The organism is Methanoregula sp., assembly GCA_026625165.1.
Lineage (GTDB): Archaea > Halobacteriota > Methanomicrobia > Methanomicrobiales > Methanospirillaceae > MVRE01.
Genome location: CP112999.1, coordinates 621,265 through 637,372 on the forward strand (window position 1 = coordinate 621,265; position 16,108 = coordinate 637,372).

Annotated in this window: 18 protein-coding genes; 14 read left to right on the plus strand and 4 right to left on the minus strand. The window is 56.1% G+C overall.

Going from position 1 to position 16,108, the window contains the following annotated elements; translation table 11 throughout:
* Positions 1-59: 59 nt before the first annotated feature.
* From OS112_03445 to OS112_03505, 13 genes are all read left to right on the plus strand, one after another.
* Positions 60-332: a 4Fe-4S binding protein gene (locus tag OS112_03445; protein WAC05694.1), complete on the plus strand. Its 273-nt coding sequence runs from the start codon at positions 60-62 to the stop codon at positions 330-332.
* Entirely contained in the window at positions 329-1,429 is a 1,101-nt protein-coding gene (locus OS112_03450) for a 2-oxoacid:acceptor oxidoreductase subunit alpha (GenBank protein WAC05695.1), read from the plus strand. Before OS112_03445 ends, OS112_03450 begins: the two co-directional genes overlap by 4 nt.
* Positions 1,426-2,214 (plus strand): thiamine pyrophosphate-dependent enzyme, encoded by a 789-nt coding sequence (locus OS112_03455; GenBank protein WAC05696.1) that lies wholly within the window; start codon positions 1,426-1,428, stop codon positions 2,212-2,214. Before OS112_03450 ends, OS112_03455 begins: the two co-directional genes overlap by 4 nt.
* On the plus strand, positions 2,211-2,765 hold the full coding sequence (locus OS112_03460; GenBank protein ID WAC05697.1) for a 2-oxoacid:ferredoxin oxidoreductase subunit gamma: 555 nt from the start codon (positions 2,211-2,213) through the stop codon (positions 2,763-2,765). The genes OS112_03455 and OS112_03460 overlap by 4 nt, the downstream gene beginning before the upstream one ends.
* Complete coding sequence (gene sucC, locus OS112_03465; protein WAC05698.1) at positions 2,762-3,847, plus strand: succinate-CoA ligase subunit beta; 1,086 nt, start codon at positions 2,762-2,764, stop codon at positions 3,845-3,847. Before OS112_03460 ends, sucC begins: the two co-directional genes overlap by 4 nt.
* The gene (gene sucD, locus OS112_03470) at positions 3,844-4,722 is read left to right on the plus strand and encodes a succinate--CoA ligase subunit alpha (protein ID WAC05699.1); all 879 of its coding nucleotides are present in this window, start codon (positions 3,844-3,846) and stop codon (positions 4,720-4,722) included. The genes sucC and sucD overlap by 4 nt, the downstream gene beginning before the upstream one ends.
* 104 nt (positions 4,723-4,826) lie before the next feature.
* Entirely contained in the window at positions 4,827-6,107 is a 1,281-nt protein-coding gene (locus OS112_03475; GenBank protein WAC05700.1) for a hypothetical protein, read from the plus strand.
* A 124-nt stretch (positions 6,108-6,231) separates the two neighbouring features.
* Complete coding sequence (locus tag OS112_03480; GenBank protein ID WAC05701.1) at positions 6,232-7,584, plus strand: zinc-ribbon domain-containing protein; 1,353 nt, start codon at positions 6,232-6,234, stop codon at positions 7,582-7,584.
* A gap of 121 nt (positions 7,585-7,705) precedes the next feature.
* Positions 7,706-8,908 (plus strand): methionine adenosyltransferase, encoded by a 1,203-nt coding sequence (locus OS112_03485; GenBank protein ID WAC05702.1) that lies wholly within the window; start codon positions 7,706-7,708, stop codon positions 8,906-8,908.
* Between the two features lie 64 nt (positions 8,909-8,972).
* Positions 8,973-9,833, plus strand: coding sequence for an ATP phosphoribosyltransferase (gene hisG / locus OS112_03490; protein ID WAC06129.1), 861 nt, complete (start codon positions 8,973-8,975; stop codon positions 9,831-9,833).
* Positions 9,834-9,838: 5 nt separating this feature from the next.
* Complete coding sequence (gene hisA / locus OS112_03495; GenBank protein ID WAC05703.1) at positions 9,839-10,549, plus strand: 1-(5-phosphoribosyl)-5-[(5-phosphoribosylamino)methylideneamino]imidazole-4-carboxamide isomerase; 711 nt, start codon at positions 9,839-9,841, stop codon at positions 10,547-10,549.
* A complete protein-coding gene (hisB, locus tag OS112_03500) occupies positions 10,546-11,124 on the plus strand; it encodes an imidazoleglycerol-phosphate dehydratase HisB (GenBank protein WAC05704.1) in 579 nt (192 codons plus the stop codon). Before hisA ends, hisB begins: the two co-directional genes overlap by 4 nt.
* A 225-nt stretch (positions 11,125-11,349) precedes the next feature.
* Positions 11,350-11,979: a GNAT family N-acetyltransferase gene (locus tag OS112_03505; protein WAC05705.1), complete on the plus strand. Its 630-nt coding sequence runs from the start codon at positions 11,350-11,352 to the stop codon at positions 11,977-11,979.
* A gap of 77 nt (positions 11,980-12,056) precedes the next feature.
* On the opposite strand, the gene OS112_03510 is transcribed toward OS112_03505, so the two are convergent.
* From OS112_03510 to OS112_03520, 3 genes are all read right to left on the minus strand, one after another.
* Complete coding sequence (locus OS112_03510) at positions 12,057-12,260, minus strand: histone family protein (GenBank protein WAC05706.1); 204 nt, start codon at positions 12,258-12,260, stop codon at positions 12,057-12,059.
* 196 nt (positions 12,261-12,456) lie between these two features.
* Positions 12,457-13,224: a methanogenesis marker protein Mmp4/MtxX gene (gene mtxX, locus OS112_03515; GenBank protein WAC05707.1), complete on the minus strand. Its 768-nt coding sequence runs from the start codon at positions 13,222-13,224 to the stop codon at positions 12,457-12,459.
* On the minus strand, positions 13,209-14,225 hold the full coding sequence (locus OS112_03520) for a methanogenesis marker 2 protein (protein WAC05708.1): 1,017 nt from the start codon (positions 14,223-14,225) through the stop codon (positions 13,209-13,211). Before OS112_03520 ends, mtxX begins: the two co-directional genes overlap by 16 nt.
* Positions 14,226-14,319: 94 nt before the next feature.
* Here OS112_03520 and OS112_03525 point away from each other — a divergent pair, with 94 nt between their 5' ends.
* Positions 14,320-15,696 carry a replication factor C large subunit gene (locus OS112_03525; protein WAC05709.1) on the plus strand — a complete coding sequence of 459 codons (1,377 nt, stop codon included), beginning with the start codon at positions 14,320-14,322 and terminating at the stop codon, positions 15,694-15,696.
* Here the strand turns inward: OS112_03525 and OS112_03530 are convergent.
* Positions 15,693-16,100, minus strand: a complete 408-nt coding sequence (locus OS112_03530; protein WAC05710.1) for a UPF0146 family protein — start codon at positions 16,098-16,100, stop codon at positions 15,693-15,695. The two genes, OS112_03525 and OS112_03530, sit on opposite strands and share 4 nt — an antisense overlap.
* Positions 16,101-16,108: the final 8 nt, after the last annotated feature.

Sequence of the window (16,108 nt, forward strand, 5' to 3'; positions counted from 1 at the left end):
GTATTACAATAAATAGGTTTTATTCGTCCGGGCTTTCACATTATACGATAGGACGCTCCATGAAGCTCGCCATTGACGAGGCCCGGTGCAAAGGGTGCAACCTGTGTACAAAAGTCTGCCCTTACAAAATCTTTAAGGAAGGAAGAAAACCCAACCGCCGGGGGATCCTGATGCCTGAACTGGACCGTCCCGAACGGTGCGCTAACTGCCGGCTCCAGAAGCTGTACGGGCGCAGGCTCTGCGGCATCTGCGAGCTCACCTGCCCGGATCAGGCCATTCACTGGACAGATGAAGAACCATACGAACCGCACAAGGTGGCGATTGAGTATTGACGCGCACTGAATTCTGGCAGGGTAATACCGCTTCCGCAGAGGGAGCACTTGCGGCTGGCTGCAACTTCTTCGGGGGATACCCGATCACGCCTTCCACGGAAGTTGCCGAGCACATGGCAGTCAGGCTGCCAAAGAAGGGAGGTGTCTTCATCCAGATGGAAGACGAGATCGCAAGCATGGCAGCGATCATCGGCGCTGCATGGACCGGTGCCCGGGCGATGACGGCGACAAGCGGCCCGGGCTTTTCCCTGATGATGGAGAATGTCGGGTTCGCTGTAATGACCGAGACGCCGTGCGTTATCGTCAATATCCAGCGCGGCGGCCCGTCCACCGGCCAGCCCACGATGGCGGCTCAGGGCGACATGATGCAGTGCCGGTTCGGCTCGCATGGCGACTACTCCATCATTGCGCTGTGCCCGTCCAGCGTGCAGGAGATGTACGAACTGACGGCAAAGGCGTTCAACCTTGCCGACTGGTACCGGGTCCCGGTTTTTCTCATGGCTGATGAGATCATCGGTCACATGCGGGAACGGATCACGGTTCCGGACTCAGTTGAACGCGTGCCACGGCGGGAACTTGAAAAGGGCGTGCTGCCATTCCACCCGGAACCGGACCTCGTGCCCGGCTTTGCGACGTTTGGCAAGGGCCACAGGGTCCATGTGACGGGCCTGACGCACGACGAGCGCGGGTATCCCTGCACAACGAACGTGAAACTCCACCACCAGCTGGTACAGCGCCTTGTCGACAAGATTGAAAACGCCCGGCATGACATCGCTGACTTCGACTTCATCAATCCTGACGCAGAACAGGTCTTTGTCGCGTACGGCGCACCCGTCCGCACCGTGCAGCAGGTATTTCACGATCATCCCGATAACAATGTCGGGTTCCTGCGCCTGCGCACCGTCTGGCCGTTCCCCGAATCCGCCCTTGCGCAGTTTAAGAATGCCCGCCGGTTCCTCGTTCCCGAGCTCAACCTTGGCCAGATGGCCCGGGAGATCGAACGGCACGTGAAGGTCCCTGTCATCTCCATCCCTAAGCTGGGGGGCGATCTCCACCTCCCTGAAGAGCTGGTTGCCGCACTGGAGGCAGGCCGATGACCTTTGAGGACTGGTTCCGTACAGATCGGCTGCCCCACATTTACTGTGCCGGCTGCGGGAACGGGACGATCATCAACTGCACGCTCGCGGCAGTCGACCAGATGGGCTGGAACAAGGACAAGACCGTGTTCATCTCGGGCATCGGCTGCTCGTCGCGTGCACCGGGCTATATCCTGACCGATTCCCTGCATACGACCCACGGGCGGGCGCTTGCGTTTGCGACCGGCGTCAAGATGGCAGACAACGGGTTAAACGTCGTCGTGTTTACCGGCGATGGCGACCTTGCGGCGATCGGCGGAAACCACTTTATCCATGCGTGCCGGCGCAATATTGATATAACCGTTGTCTGCATGAACAACCAGATCTACGGCATGACCGGGGGGCAGGGCAGCCCGACAACCCCGCTCAGATGCCTCTCGACGACAACACCGTATGGCTGTTCCGAACAGCCGTTTGACCTGTGCGAGCTTGCAATAGCGGCAGGGGCTAACTTCGTAGCCCGGTGGACATCGTACCATGTAAAGGAGCTTGAAAAAGCAGTCAGAGCCGGCCTCGAGACTCCCGGACTCTCCTTTATCGAGGCCCTCGTGCAATGCCCGACGGCGTTCGGGCGCAGGAACAAGTTCAAGCAGGTCGCCGACCATGTGGAGTACTTAAAGACCCACTCCCTGCTGAAGGTGAAGCGCGATCGGCTCCTGGAGAACGGCGAAGCGGTGCCGCCGGACATGTTTGTTGTCGGGGAACTGGTAAAAAGAAAACGGCCCGCACTGGGGGTTAAGGCATGAGGCACGAGGTCCGGTTCTCAGGATTCGGGGGGCAGGGGATCATCCTGTCGGCAGTTATCGTCGGGCGGGCAGCGGTCATGTACGACAACAAGTTTGCCATCCAGACGCAGGTGTACGGCCCGGAGGCGCGGGGCGGGGCATCGATGAGTGCGGTGATCATCGATGACGAACCGATCCTGTTTCCCAAGGTTGTAAATCCTGACATCTTAGTGATCATGTCGCAGGAAGGGTTCGAGAAGTACGGTGGCGGTGCTCAGGAGAACGCCGTCATGGTGCTGGATTCCTCCCTTGTCCATTCCCGCCCGGCATGCAGGTTTGTCGAGATCCCGGCAACCCGCGAGGCAAAGCAGGCGCTTGGCAGGGACATCGTGGCAAACATCGTGATGCTCGGTGCGCTGGTGAAAACCACCGGGATCGTCAGTGAGACAGCACTGGAGAAGGCAATTCTTGACTCCGTGCCGAAAGGTACCGAGGCTCTGAACACGAAGGCTATGAAAAAGGGCATCGAGCTTGCAGCAGTTGCTCTAAAAGGAGGAGCAAATAACCCATGAAACTGCGCGAATACGAAGCAAAGAAAGTCCTCAGGGAGGCAGGGATCCCTGTCCCTTCAGGGTTCCTGATCCAAACGGCAGAGGAACTCATCCCTCACCTTGACGCACTGGGCGATGCGATCGTTTTAAAGGCACAGGTGGACATTGGCGGCAGGGGAAAGGCCGGAGGTATACTGATGGCCGATAAGAACACGGCCTTCGCAACCGCCCGCGAGCTCTTCAAAAAGCAGATCAAAGGGCTGCCGGTCAAAGAGATCCTCGCTGAGCAGAAGCTGGCAATCCAGAAAGAATATTACCTCTCGATCACGGTAGACCGTTCGTCCAAACAACCGCTCGTCCTGTTCTCGGATGCCGGCGGGGTCGAGATCGAGACTACGGCAAAGGAGAACCCGGAGGCGATCCGGCGTGTCGTTTCCCTCCCGCTGATGCGCGACCTCCCTCCGTTTATGCTCCGCGAACTTGCCGGAAAAGCCCCAAAGGAGGTCATGCCGGTCATCAACAGGCTCTACAGGATCTTCCTTGACAAAGACGCACTACTTGCGGAGATCAACCCGCTGGTCATAACACCGCAGGGCGTGTACGCGGCGGATGCCAAGATCATCGTTGACGACAACGCCCTTGCCCGGCAGGGGATCACGGTGAACCGCGATCTTTCCGAGCGCGAACGCGAGGCGGAGAAGAATGGTTTTTCGTACGTAGAGCTTGAGGGCAATATCGGCGTGATAGGCAATGGCGCCGGCCTCACGATGTCAACCCTTGACTTAATCGAATACTTCGGCGGAAAAGCGGCAAACTTCCTCGATGTTGGTGGTGGTGCGGAGAGCGAGCGGGTTAAAAACGCGGTGCAGCTGGTCGCAAGCGTGCCTTCGGTCAGGGTCATTGTTGTCAACCTGCTGGGCGGGATCACCCGGTGCGACGAGGTTGCCCGGGGGATCATCGCAGCAGGCATCTCCCAGAAGGTGATCGTTCGGCTTGCAGGCACCAACGAAGCGGAGGGGAGAAAACTGCTCGCCGAGAAAGGGTACGAGATGCTGGACACCATGGACCTTGTCGTGAAAAAAGCCGTTGAGGTTGCCGCATGATCTACGGCGATAAAAAGACCGGAGTGCTCGTGCAGGGGGCAACCGGCAAACAGGGCGAGTTCCACATCGGCCTGATGAACGCGTACGCAAAACAGGTTGGCGGCCGGGGCGTTGTTGCCGGTGTTACACCGGGAAAAGGTGGCCAGCAGGTGCATGGCGTTCAGGTCTTTAATACCGTGAAGGAAGCGATGCGTGAGCACGATATCGGGGCTGCGGTCATCTTTGTCCCGGCCGGGGCGGCAGCCGACTCGATCATGGAGGAGGCAGATGCCGGCATCCCAACCATTGTCTGTATCACAGAGCACATCCCGGTCCACGACACCATGAAGGCGGTCGCTTATGCAAAGGTGCAGGGCAGTTCGGTCATAGGCCCAAACTGCCCGGGACTGCTCTCGCCTGGCGAGGTCAAGATGGGAATCATGCCGGCCCAGCTCTTCAGCCGGGGCAGTGTGGGCGTCATCTCCCGGAGCGGGACGCTTACTTACGAAGTTGTCGATGAGCTCACCCGGGCCGGCATCGGGCAGAGCACTGTTGTCGGGATCGGCGGCGATCCTGTCATCGGGCAGACATTTGTCGACGTTCTTGAACGGTTCGAAAAGGATCCGCAGACAAAGGCGGTCGTGCTGATCGGCGAGGTGGGGGGGAACCTCGAGGAGGAGGGTGCGAACGCAACCGATCTCCCGATCGCTGCATACATTGCCGGCAAGTCCGCCCCACCGGACAAGCGGATGGGGCATGCCGGGGCAATTGTCGAAGGTGGCGAAGGCGATGCACGCTCAAAGATTGCCCGGCTCACAAAACTTGGCGTACCTGTTGCATCCCGGCCGTCAGAGATCCCGGATATGGTGCGGGGACTGTTTAAACATCACTGTTGAAATAAAATTCCCTTTTTTATTGCATGCCAGCCCCTCATTATCTTCCAATCCCCCCGGATCTGCATACTCTCGCGTGCGATACGGTGAGCCGGTGCATTGCACCAATGCCATTTATGCGGGATGGCATCAAGGTATCCTGCGAGATTGTCGCGGCGGTAATGGAGTCGCTCAATGCCGAGGCAACCCGGACGCTTGCGCTCAAGGAGAGGACCGGTGAGGACAGACGTGTGCACACCGATGGTCTCGATCGGCACCTTGCCAGGCGGGGTTTTGGAGATCCCGGGGTTGCTGAGACGATTGCCGGGATACTCACAGAGGCAGGTATCACTGAGAAGGCATCGGTCAGGGACTGGTATTCCCGGAAGTTAATCCGTGGAATCCGGCTTTTGTCGGGGTGGACCTGGACTATCGCAACAACGGGACAAAAATCTTTTTTATTGCCGGTTGAAGGTAAAGGGGCGTGTGATGAGGTCCTTGCATGGACCGATCTCTGCCCGGCCTGCCGTAAAGGTTCGCTGATCTTGGTAACCGGGCAGCGGCTCTTTGGAATTCCGGAAACGGATTTTTATGTGTGCAGAGGCTGCGGGGCAAAGTATGTACCGGATGGCGGTCGGTTCCGGCTGGTTGCCATCACCAGAATTGAGGATCCTCTCTGGAAACGGCACCTGAACAAAACATATACAGCGGATGAATGGGCAGCGATTGCAGCTTACGCTGAAACCGGTAAAACCCCGGCGCCCAAAAAGACGTCAGTGAGTCCTAAAACGACAGCACCCGGTACCGGGTCCGCCCCTTTCACCCGAATGAATGACGGGACACTTGGGTTTACCTGCGAAAACCAGACATATTATTTCCGGCCCCTGAGGCTGGATATTTCCCGTGGATCCTCAGGAGACCTTTTTTCAAAGGCAACCGAAAAGGTGCGTGACCTCATCCGGCGTCCCGAATATAACGAGGTCAGGCCGGTTGTGGAAGCACAATACAACGGCTATCTTGACCTCAACTCCGGGGCTTTTATTTCAGAGCTCAAAAGGAACCATAACCCCCTGTACCTGTCATTTCTCAACCCGTACGGCGACAGGGAGTACTGCAGGTTCAGGATCACATGCCCGGAATCTCCGGGCACGAAGGGGGTCTGGATCGTGGTCATTGGGAAAAATCTGCGGGCTGCCGGGATCTGTCGCGAAAGATTTGCACATGTTTTCAATGACCGGGTCGGGTCGATCCTGCCGGCTGCATGCTACCGCGACGGGGACCCGGAATCCTGCCGGACAAACGCGCTGATCTGCAGGAACCGCAAAGATGCCGGCGTCTATGTTTACCCGACGGCGGATGAAAAAGAGATGGGGCTGCTCTCTGCCGCACTCCTGCCCCTGTGCATATGAGATATTACAAGTAATGATATACGACAAGTGCAGAGTTCACGTACCGGATTGGGCCAACCAGAGAATTTTTCTTATGTCATGAGAACATTATAGTTACCTGCCTTTAGTACATTGGAGTACACTGATGAAATGCCCTCACTGTGGAATTGAAGTCCGGGATACTACGGTCATCTGCGGGTACTGCGGGGGAAAAATACCGCAGAGAACAGCGAAATCGCCTGCTGCTCCACAAACCCGGGCAGACCTCGCAGGAAGCATAGGCCCGAAAGGGGGGGCAAAGAAACAACTGCCCGGAGGTGAAGATGAAGGAGAGGACGAAGAGGAAGGAGGGCTCTCTGCGTACTTACAGCCCGGCGAACAGGTGCTGATCGGATCCCTCAACATCTCGGTAAAAAAATTCTTTTTCCATGCATACCTCACCGACCGGCGCATATTCCTGATCGATACCCAGGAAAAGAAGCTCAAGGTGACGGCAAAGGACATCACCCTTGACACAATATCCGGGAGCATCGTGGAATTTTCCGAGGCTTCAGACCCGGTACTGGTCCTCTCGATTCGTTCTGCAGACGATGAGATCAAGACGATGAAACTCGTGTTTGCACAGAACGGTGTCGACAGGTCGTCTGAGATTGATGAGTGGATCACCCTCCTAAACGAGCAGACCCAGCCAAAAAAGCACAAGAAACCAGCTGCAAGGAGCATTCCGGAGCCGGAACCCGAAGAGGAAGAAGTGGAACCCGCGGACAAGCATGTACCGGCACGTGTGACAAAACCGGCACCGGTGCGGCAGGAACTCCACCCCGCAAAAAAACCGGTCAAAGACTATGAACGACAACCCCCGGTAAAGAGGCTCCTGTCAATGTACCAGTCCCCAAAAGAAGTCCCAAAAGAAGTGGAGCCGGAAGAACCTGCACCGCGCCGCCCCGAAACCCGGGCTGTTGAACAACCGGTCCGCAGGGCGTCGCACCAACCGGTCGCCTACCGGGAGATCCCGCCCACAACCCCACCGGTTGCCCAGCCGGTAAAAAAGGTTGAGGTGCATTCCGCAATGAAGAGCGCCATGAAAACGGCGATGCAGCCGCCACGGCAACCGCTTGCCCAGCCGGTGAAGCGGACGGTTCCCGAACTGCAGAAAAAAGTCCGGCCGGAACCTGAACATTTGCCCGCACCGGAACCAAAGGAAGAACCTGCCGTGCAGGAAGAGATTGTGCAGGAGGATGAAGCCGAAAGCCCGGTCTTCTGCCAGAACTGCGGAAAAAAACTGCCGGCCGCAGCAAATTTCTGCCCTGGCTGCGGGTCCAAACTCGGGTATCACAAGCCTGTGCACGAAGCAAAGCCATCTCATGAAAAGAAGTCCCGGAAAACTGAGGACGATCATGATGAGGAAAAACCGGAACGCCCGCCTGCAAAGCATCCGGCAAAAAAAGCTCCCAAGGGAAGTGAAATGACAATCCTGCACAAATTTTTACGGCGTTAAATTAAAATCCCGACTTTTTTCGTAGTAAAAACGACACTCATTAAACCGTGCCAGAAGATAATTGTTATAACATATCCAATCCCTTTATTAGTACGACTGATTAAGAAGCCCGAGGAATCAGATGAAGAGAAATATCAAAGTCGAAGCACTGAACCAGATCCCGCTGGAGAAGCAGCAGGTTGAGGTTGTTGAACGGAAATGTCTCGGCCACCCCGACAGCATCGCCGACGGGATTGCAGAATCAATCAGCAGGGCGCTCTGCAGGGAATATCTCGAGGAATTCGGGGTAGTCCTCCACCACAACACCGACCAGGGTGAAGTGGTTGCCGGGGAGTCCAACCCGAAATTCGGTGGCGGTAAGGTGATCCGCCCGATCTTTATCCTGATCGACGGGCGTGCTACCAAGAAATTCAACAACGTATCGATCGCCGCAGACACGATTGCCGTGGAAGCGACACGGGATTACCTGCGCAGGCATTTCAAGAGCTTAAACCTTGAACGCGATGTCATCATGGACTGCCGGCTCGGCACCGGCTCAACGGATCTCCAGGACGTATTCAAACTCTGCGAGGGAAAAGTGCCCCGGGCAAACGACACCTCGTTCGGTGTCGGACACGCGCCGTTCTCGGATGTTGAAAACATCGTCAAGGGGGTGAGCGATTTTATCGATGATAAACTGCGGGTGAAATATCCTGCAATCGGGCAGGACATCAAGATCATGGGTCTGCGGGACAATGACACCATCACGCTCACCGTTGCCTGTGCCGTGGTCGACAAATACTGCGCAGATATCGGGCAATACAAGGAATACATGGCGCTCCTCAAAAAAGAGATCGGAAGGATCGCCCAGAAGCAGACCAGACGCAAAGTCGTCGTCCATATGAATACAGGCGATGATATCAAAAACGGGAGCATATACCTGACCGTGACCGGGACATCCGCCGAGATGGGTGATGACGGCTCTGTCGGGCGCGGCAACCGGTGCAACGGGCTGATCACGCCGAATCGGCCCATGAGCATGGAAGCGACGAGCGGGAAGAACCCGATCAACCATATCGGCAAGATCTACAACCTCCTCTCGACCCAGATCGCGAACGACTGCGTTGCGAAAGTGGAAGGAATTGAGGAGATGTATATCCGCCTCCTCTCCCAGATCGGCCAGCCTATCGACCGGCCGCTGGTGGCAAGTGTACAGGTGCTGCCGCAGCCGGGTGTCAGGATGCAGGCTATCAAGGGGGAGATCGAGGGCATTGTCGACTGCTGGCTTGAGAACGTGACCGATGTAACCGAGAAGGTAATCCGCGGTGAGCTCAAGACTTTCTGATAAATCACAAAAAAAAGCCGGTACAAAAAAACCGGCTCGTCAGGGTCCGCCCCCTTTTTCCCCCATGGTCCGGCTTGCGATACCTAACAAGGGGAGGATTGCAGGGCCTATCATGGACCTTATGGAAAAAAGCGGGCTCCACCTCCCTGAAGCCGGGAGCGAGCGCCGCCTGATCACAAAGACCCTCGACCCCCATGTCGAGATCCTGTTTGCCCGCCCTGTCGATATCCCTGAATATGTCGCCACAGGAGCGGCCGATCTGGGGATCACCGGCCGTGACATGGTGCTGGAGCGGGGTTCTGATGTAAGGGATCTCCTTGACCTCCAGATCGGCAGGGCGAAACTTGTCCTTGCTGCGCGGGAGGACTCCGGCATCAGTACGGCACGGGACCTTGAAGGCGCCAAGGTTGCCACGGAATTTCCCGTGATAACAAAAGATTTTTTCAAAAAACTCGGGGTTTCGGTGAATATCGTCCTTGTAGGGGGGGCCTGCGAGGCAACACCCCATCTGGGCATCGCCGATGCGATTGTCGATCTTTCCAGTTCAGGGACAACGTTAAAGACCAACCGGCTCCGGGTCATCGCCGATGTCCTTGAGACCAGCACGCACCTCATTGCAAACAAGAACTCCATCAGGGCAAAAAGCGAGAAGATCGATGAGATCATGCTTGCCCTTGAGAGTGTTGTGCGGGCACGCGGGCAGTGCTACCTGATGATGAACGTGAAGCGCTCCTCGCTTGACACGGTGAAAAGCGTGCTGCCCGGCCTTTCCGGCCCGACGGTCATGGACGTTGCATCGACTGAAGACCTCGTTGCTGTGCATGCGGTCGTCAGCGAAGAACGGGTCTATGCGCTCATCAACGCGCTCCGCCGTGCCGGTGCAAAGGATATCCTCGTCATGTCGATCCAACGGATGATCCGCTGAACATTATGAAAATATTGCCTGCAGTTGATATTCTGGATGGGCAGTGCGTCCAGCTGGTGCAGGGCAGGCGCGAGACTGCGACGGGTTACGGTGACCCGCTCCGCTGCGCCGGCCGATGGATTGAAGAAGGGGCGGAAGCGCTCCATGTGGTCAACCTTGACGGTGCGTTTGGCACCGCAACAAAAAATGCCGGCCTGATCCGCGACCTCATCAAAAAGACCGGGGTTGAGATCGAGCTCGGCGGCGGGATCCGGTCAGTGCAGGATGGGGCAGGCTGGCTTTCGACCGGTGTCTCCCGGATCATCATCTCCACCCTTGCCACGCAAAAACCGGAGAGTATCCGGCAGCTTGCCGACGAGTTCGGGAGCGACAGGATCATGGCAGGAGTAGATGCAAAAGGGGGTCAGATCGCAGTTGAAGGCTGGCAGAAGACCGCCGGTGACGTTCTTCTCTGGGCGGGACTCTTCGAATCGCTGGGTGCCGGATCGTTCCTTTACACCAATGTGGACGTGGAAGGGCTCCAGCAGGGTGTCAGGCTCGGGCCGGTCAGGGACCTGATCAAAAGGACAAAACTTCCCGTTGTCGTCGCCGGGGGGGTTTCAACACCGCAGGACGTTGCCGGGCTCCGGGATGCCGGTGCCTGGGGGGCGGTGCTGGGCTCGGCACTCTACAGCAACAGGATCACGTTAAAAGCGGCTATGGAGGTTTGCAGATGAGGAAGGTAGAACTGAACCGATCGACAAAGGAAACGAAAATTATCGTAAAATTCACCATTGATGGCACAGGAAAAGGGAGCATAAAGACGGGCATCCCGTTCTTTGACCACATGCTCCATGCGATGGCAAAGCATGGCGGGTTTGACCTTGCGTGCACGGTGAAAGGCGATCTGAACGTCGACTGCCACCACACGGTGGAAGACACCGGCATCGTCATTGGCGATGCGATAAAACAGGCAATTGGCGACGGAAAAGGGATCCGGCGGTTTGCCCACGCGATCATCCCGATGGATGAATCGATCGCGCAGGTGGCGCTGGACTGCGGGGGCCGGGGATACCTTGTGTACGATGGTGAGTTTAACGGCGCATCAGTCGGCGGCATCCAGAGCGACATCTTCGAGCATTTCTTCTACACCCTCTGCACAAAGGCCGGCATCACCGCCCACATCACGTTCTCCGGGAGAAACGACCACCACCAGTGCGAGGCGGTCTTCAAGGCGTTCGGGATTGCTTTAGCCCAAGCGGTTGCATTAACCGGAAAGAAGGGAGTACCGAGCACGAAGGGAAGACTGTAAGTCAATTCTTTTTTTTTCTGTGCCAGATATTGTTTCATCAGATTCGGGTGTCCCCTGTGGGGAGGAACCGTATCTGGATCATATGTAATCCTCAACACCCCCTCATGTGGGCTATGAAAGAGTTTCTCATCAGGGTATTCTGAAAGCAGGTATCTCCGGTTCATATCCGGCAGTACAAAAACATTCATGATACAGTACTTTACAGATACTGATTTGTGACCGGAGATGATTGAACCCGGAAGTGATTGTATCCGGCTTGCCAAGGAACAGATCAGCCCGGCATCTGTCCTGCTGGCCCGGGCTTTTTTCAATGATCCGAAGCTGACTCACCTGATCCCGGATCCGAAAGAACGGGCGGTACGGGCACAATACCTTTTTGAATTTGAACTGATGTACGGCATGATCTATGGCGATGTAATTGCAACGTCAAAGAACATGGAAGGTGTCGCGGTCTGGATCCCATCCCAAAAGTCTGAGATCACATTCTGGCGGGCATTTCGCTCTGGCGGGTTCAGGTTACAAAAACAGCTGGGAACGGAGATCATGGATCGGCTGATGTCTTTTTCTTCTATGGTAGATTCCCTGCACAACAGGCATGTTCCGGGCAACCATTCCTATCTCTTTTTCATCGGGGTCGACCCGTCGTTTCAAGGGAGAGGATATGCCGGCCGGCTTGTCAGACCGGTGCTGGCACAGCTTGATAAGAAGAAGATGTCCTGTTATCTGAATACCCAGGAACGGAAAAACATCAGCCTGTACGAACATTTCGGGTTCCAGGTAATCGATCAGGTTCCGATGCCCGGCACTGATATCATCTATACGGGTATGATACGACCACCCGGGGAAACAGCCTGAATCGTTCCCGGTGGAAAAAATACCATCTGGACAGTAACGGTTGACCAGATCGCAATAGGGGGAAAAAAGAGTTGATTTTATGACTTTGCTGCAAGATCAACGTCTTCTTTCTTGATCGTCTTTCTGCCGGCGTGTTCTGCCAGCTTGTTGGACTCCTTGGTCAGCTGGGCGATGTATTTCTCTGCCTTCACGACAAGGGCCTCTGCCGCGTCGCTGCCGACCCTCTCTGCTCCGTTCTTCTTTGCAATCCTTACAACTGCGGCGATGGGTAAATCTGCCATGTTTCGTACCTCAAAAAATAAGTATATCGATATATATAAATACTTTCTGTAAAAAAGGCTCAATTTATCCTCCAATGGAGCATCGGAAGGCATGCTGCAACGGTATGCGAAATCGAGCGGCAGAATTTCGCAGAATATTTTTAATTCCGATTAAATAGGACAATTCTTGAAAATAAAGATTTAAACCGGTTTTAATTTAATCCAGCAAAGATGCTGCAAGCAATAGCGCATTGGTGTAATCCGGTGAGGCGCGCGAAGTATCCACGAATATTTTATCGATATTTAGCACAGGCGCGCCATGTCCGTGCCCGTCCCCGAGAAATATGAGTGTCCTGAAGATTAAATTGCCGGAAATGCCATCCGGTGCGATAATTATCCCGCACTCTTCAATCGCGTCCTCGATTAGGATCTCGTAGTGGCGGGCGCCGCTTAGCCGGGCGACCAGTTCTGCGTCAGCCATGCTTGCATCGACCTGCGGGTGCCTGCCGACATCCCCGAACCTACCGCCGGATAGTACCCCGACGTCCTGAGATAGGCCGAAACGCCCGGCAATATCTTTGCCTTTTTTTATCAGTACAAGCTTCTCCTGCACCGTCCATCCCTCGTCCACACCGACCGGGGCAAGCAGGAACTTTTTGCCCGTGGCTGTCTCCAGGAGGGCAATGCGCTCGAGATGGTCGGTACCGGTCTTAAGTTTCAGTGCCCTGAGGGTGGCGTTTGACGGAAGCGTACCCCTGACAGCTGCATCGATTGTGCCTGCCATCAGGTCAGCGACCAGCGCCTCTTCCGGTTCCCCGCACTCAGCGATCGTTACAGGGCCCGCAGCCAATGTTTTGGGGTCAACCGTGGACGGCTGGCAGTAGCAGATGACGCGAATCCTGCCGGCAACGGCCTGTGCACTCGCGATCACTTTTCCTGCGTCGTCACCGATCCCGATACCGATACGTTTCATTTCAGGTGACATGGGAGGTCTTCTGAGAACAGGTGCATGATGCCATTTTTTATAAAGTCAAATACCTGGGTCTCGTCACCCTGGTAGCAGATCCGGAGTGTTTTTGTCGTGTCTACAGTCCCGATCGCCTTTGCATCCATGCCGACCGATGCAAACCGCCGGATGAGTTCGGGCAGGTCCTTCTCTTTTGCTGTCAGCACAAAACCCATACCGGGATACATCCTGACCCACTGTTCAAATGTCATGTTGTTTGCAGCAAGGTCAGGCTTCGGGATACGCCCGAGGTCAACACTTGCCCCCTTCCCGCTCACTTCAAGCAGCATCCCGAGAGTGCCGATGAGGCCGGGGTTGCTGATGTCCTTTCCGGCAGTCACGAGGTGGTCTCTGCCGATCTGCTCGAGCAGGGCGATCTGTGCCCTGACCACTCCCGCAGGTTTCATGGTGACCGAATCCCAGTTGAGCAGGCACGATGGGTGAACCCTGCCAGAAAGGTCGATTGCCATCACTACGAGGTCCCCCTCTTCTGCTGTATGGCTGTAGATGACCGAGTCAAGCCGTGCACACCCTAGGATCGAGACGTCGATCACGCTGTTGGGCGCATCCGGGTGCAGGTGCCCGCCGACGATAGGAACCCCGAACTGGAGCGACGCGTCGTGCATCCCTTTTACCACCTGCTCGTGGATCGTGCTCTCTTTTGTGATAGAAAAGACATCTACCATCGCAAGCGGCCGGCCTCCCATGGCGGCGATGTCATGGATGTTGACCAGTACCGAGCAGTACCCTGCCCAGTAGGGGTCTGCCTCCATCAACCGGCTCCAGATGCCGTCAGCAGCGAGCAAGAGCGCCTCACCGTGGTGCTCGATCACGGCTGCATCCTCCCCAAACGATGCGATGACATGGGGAGCATCGATCTTTAAGGCGTTCACCATCTCGCCGATGGCATGCTTCCTCCGGACACCTTCGTATTCCCTGACCACGTTCGCTATTATCTCGGTGGAGCAGCTCTTTTCCACGACATCACCTGCATACCCGGCATTTCAGGATTGCGTGTATGGTATTGGAGGCTCATCAGACATAATTTATTTGATATACGGTCAACGTGTTGGTATGGACTGGGCTGAGAAATACCGTCCCGTGCGCCTGGCAGACATTGTCGGCAACGCCAGCGCGGTCCAGCAGGTTGCACGGTGGGCACGGGACTGGACGCATAAGTCAAAACCGCTCCTGATCTACGGCAAGCCCGGTATCGGCAAGACATCGTGCGCCACCGCGCTCGCAAACGATATGGGCTGGGAAGTAACAGAGCTGAACGCAAGCGACCAGCGGACGGCTGCGGTTATCGAAAGAATTGCCGGGGGCGGGAGCACTACGGCAAGCCTGACCGGCGCAGCACGGAAACTTATCGTCCTTGACGAGGCAGACAACCTGCAGGGGACTGCGGACCGGGGCGGAGCCCGCGCAATCGTCGAATGCATCAGGTCTGCCCGGCAGCCGATGATCCTGATCGCAAACGACCTCTACGGTATCGCCCCTGAGATCCGGCTCCGGTGTGAACCGGTGCAGTTCAAAGCGCTCCCCGCCAGGTCAATCGCCCCCCATCTCAAGTATATCTGCGCCGCAGAAAAGGTCGAGTGTACGGACGCGGCAGTCCGGCAGATCGCGGAGAGCGCGGAAGGCGACATCAGGTCTTCTGTCAATATGCTCTATGCGGCTGCCATCGGGAGGCAGCGCCTTGATGACACGCATGTGCACACCTCGCAGAAAGACGAGCGGATCTCCATCTTCTCCCTCATCTCCGCCATGGGGTCAAAGACCTCGGACGAAGACCTGCTCCGGCTCTCCCGCGAAGTGGAGGACACACCCGAGACCATCGAGCAGTGGATCGAGGGCAATATCCACCTGCTGGTGGGCGATGCATCCTTGCAGGGAGCGTACCATTATCTTGCACGGGCAGACGAGTACCTCGGGTATACATACCGGCGCCAGTACCACATGCTCTGGCGGTATGCAAATGCCGTGATGCTGCTTGGGGTTGCTGATATGGCGGCAGGAAAGGGGGTTCATTCCCGGATCATGCCGCCGGCACGCTGGCATAAGATGGCGGGTGCAAAAAAGCAAAAGGCGATCCGTTCGGCCCTGCTGAACAAAATTGCGGGGATGATGCAGGTCCCGCAGAATACGCTCCGTGAAGAATACCTTGGCATAATCTCGCAGCTTGTCGAGAACGACCCCGCTGGGTTCACAAGGGCACTTTCGATGGACGCCGAATCGCTCAACTTTTTTTTAAATGACAAGGTACGATCATCAGAAATTGTAAAGAAAGTGGCACTTGAGATCCGGGAAGAGGAAAAACAGAAAGAAAAAGAATCCAAGGCAAAAAAGATCCCCCCGGCTGAACCTCCCGTGCCTGAAGAGCAACCCCCTGAGGCGCAGAAAAACTCTGAAAAGAAACCTCCCTCAGAGCACCAGGCTACCCTTTTTTAGGGAATCCGGCGTGCGTGATACAGGTGGAGCAGCACACCGCAGTCCACCGTATCCCCGCCATTGCCATAGAGTTCAAATCCGAGGTGATACACGAGGAGATCAGCGTTGACGCGCTCTGCAAGTGCGATCATGGGCGGTACCATCTCGATTGCCGGCCGGATCGCATAGATGACCTCTGCGCCCGCGTAGATCCCGGTGTCGGGCTCAAAGATGTCATCTGCAATAATTTCGAGGTCATGGTCTGGCACTATTTTTTTTATATCCGTGCACCGGATGACCTTATTGGCTCCGGCAATGATTCTTGCTGCGGTTGTATTCTGCCCGATCCCGACCTCTACTGCGGAGTTGTAATGCGCGGCGATATATGCCCCTACGCACTTCTCAATATGTTTATGCTCGCCCATTTTAAACA

What these genes read in the sequence shown, in the direction of transcription:
- OS112_03445 (WAC05694.1), top strand. Translation starts at nt 60, where the DNA reads ATGAAGCTCGCCATTGACGAGGCCCGGTGCAAAGGGTGCAACCTGTGT.
- OS112_03455 (WAC05696.1), top strand. Translation starts at nt 1,426, where the DNA reads ATGACCTTTGAGGACTGGTTCCGTACAGATCGGCTGCCCCACATTTAC.
- OS112_03460 (WAC05697.1), top strand. Translation starts at nt 2,211, where the DNA reads ATGAGGCACGAGGTCCGGTTCTCAGGATTCGGGGGGCAGGGGATCATC.
- sucC (WAC05698.1), top strand. Translation starts at nt 2,762, where the DNA reads ATGAAACTGCGCGAATACGAAGCAAAGAAAGTCCTCAGGGAGGCAGGG.
- sucD (WAC05699.1), top strand. Translation starts at nt 3,844, where the DNA reads ATGATCTACGGCGATAAAAAGACCGGAGTGCTCGTGCAGGGGGCAACC.
- OS112_03475 (WAC05700.1), top strand. Translation starts at nt 4,827, where the DNA reads ATGCCATTTATGCGGGATGGCATCAAGGTATCCTGCGAGATTGTCGCG.
- OS112_03480 (WAC05701.1), top strand. Translation starts at nt 6,232, where the DNA reads ATGAAATGCCCTCACTGTGGAATTGAAGTCCGGGATACTACGGTCATC.
- OS112_03485 (WAC05702.1), top strand. Translation starts at nt 7,706, where the DNA reads ATGAAGAGAAATATCAAAGTCGAAGCACTGAACCAGATCCCGCTGGAG.
- hisG (WAC06129.1), top strand. Translation starts at nt 8,973, where the DNA reads ATGGTCCGGCTTGCGATACCTAACAAGGGGAGGATTGCAGGGCCTATC.
- hisA (WAC05703.1), top strand. Translation starts at nt 9,839, where the DNA reads ATGAAAATATTGCCTGCAGTTGATATTCTGGATGGGCAGTGCGTCCAG.
- hisB (WAC05704.1), top strand. Translation starts at nt 10,546, where the DNA reads ATGAGGAAGGTAGAACTGAACCGATCGACAAAGGAAACGAAAATTATC.
- OS112_03505 (WAC05705.1), top strand. Translation starts at nt 11,350, where the DNA reads ATGATTGAACCCGGAAGTGATTGTATCCGGCTTGCCAAGGAACAGATC.
- OS112_03510 (WAC05706.1), bottom strand. Translation starts at nt 12,260, where the DNA reads ATGGCAGATTTACCCATCGCCGCAGTTGTAAGGATTGCAAAGAAGAAC.
- mtxX (WAC05707.1), bottom strand. Translation starts at nt 13,224, where the DNA reads ATGTCACCTGAAATGAAACGTATCGGTATCGGGATCGGTGACGACGCA.
- OS112_03525 (WAC05709.1), top strand. Translation starts at nt 14,320, where the DNA reads ATGGACTGGGCTGAGAAATACCGTCCCGTGCGCCTGGCAGACATTGTC.
- OS112_03530 (WAC05710.1), bottom strand. Translation starts at nt 16,100, where the DNA reads ATGGGCGAGCATAAACATATTGAGAAGTGCGTAGGGGCATATATCGCC.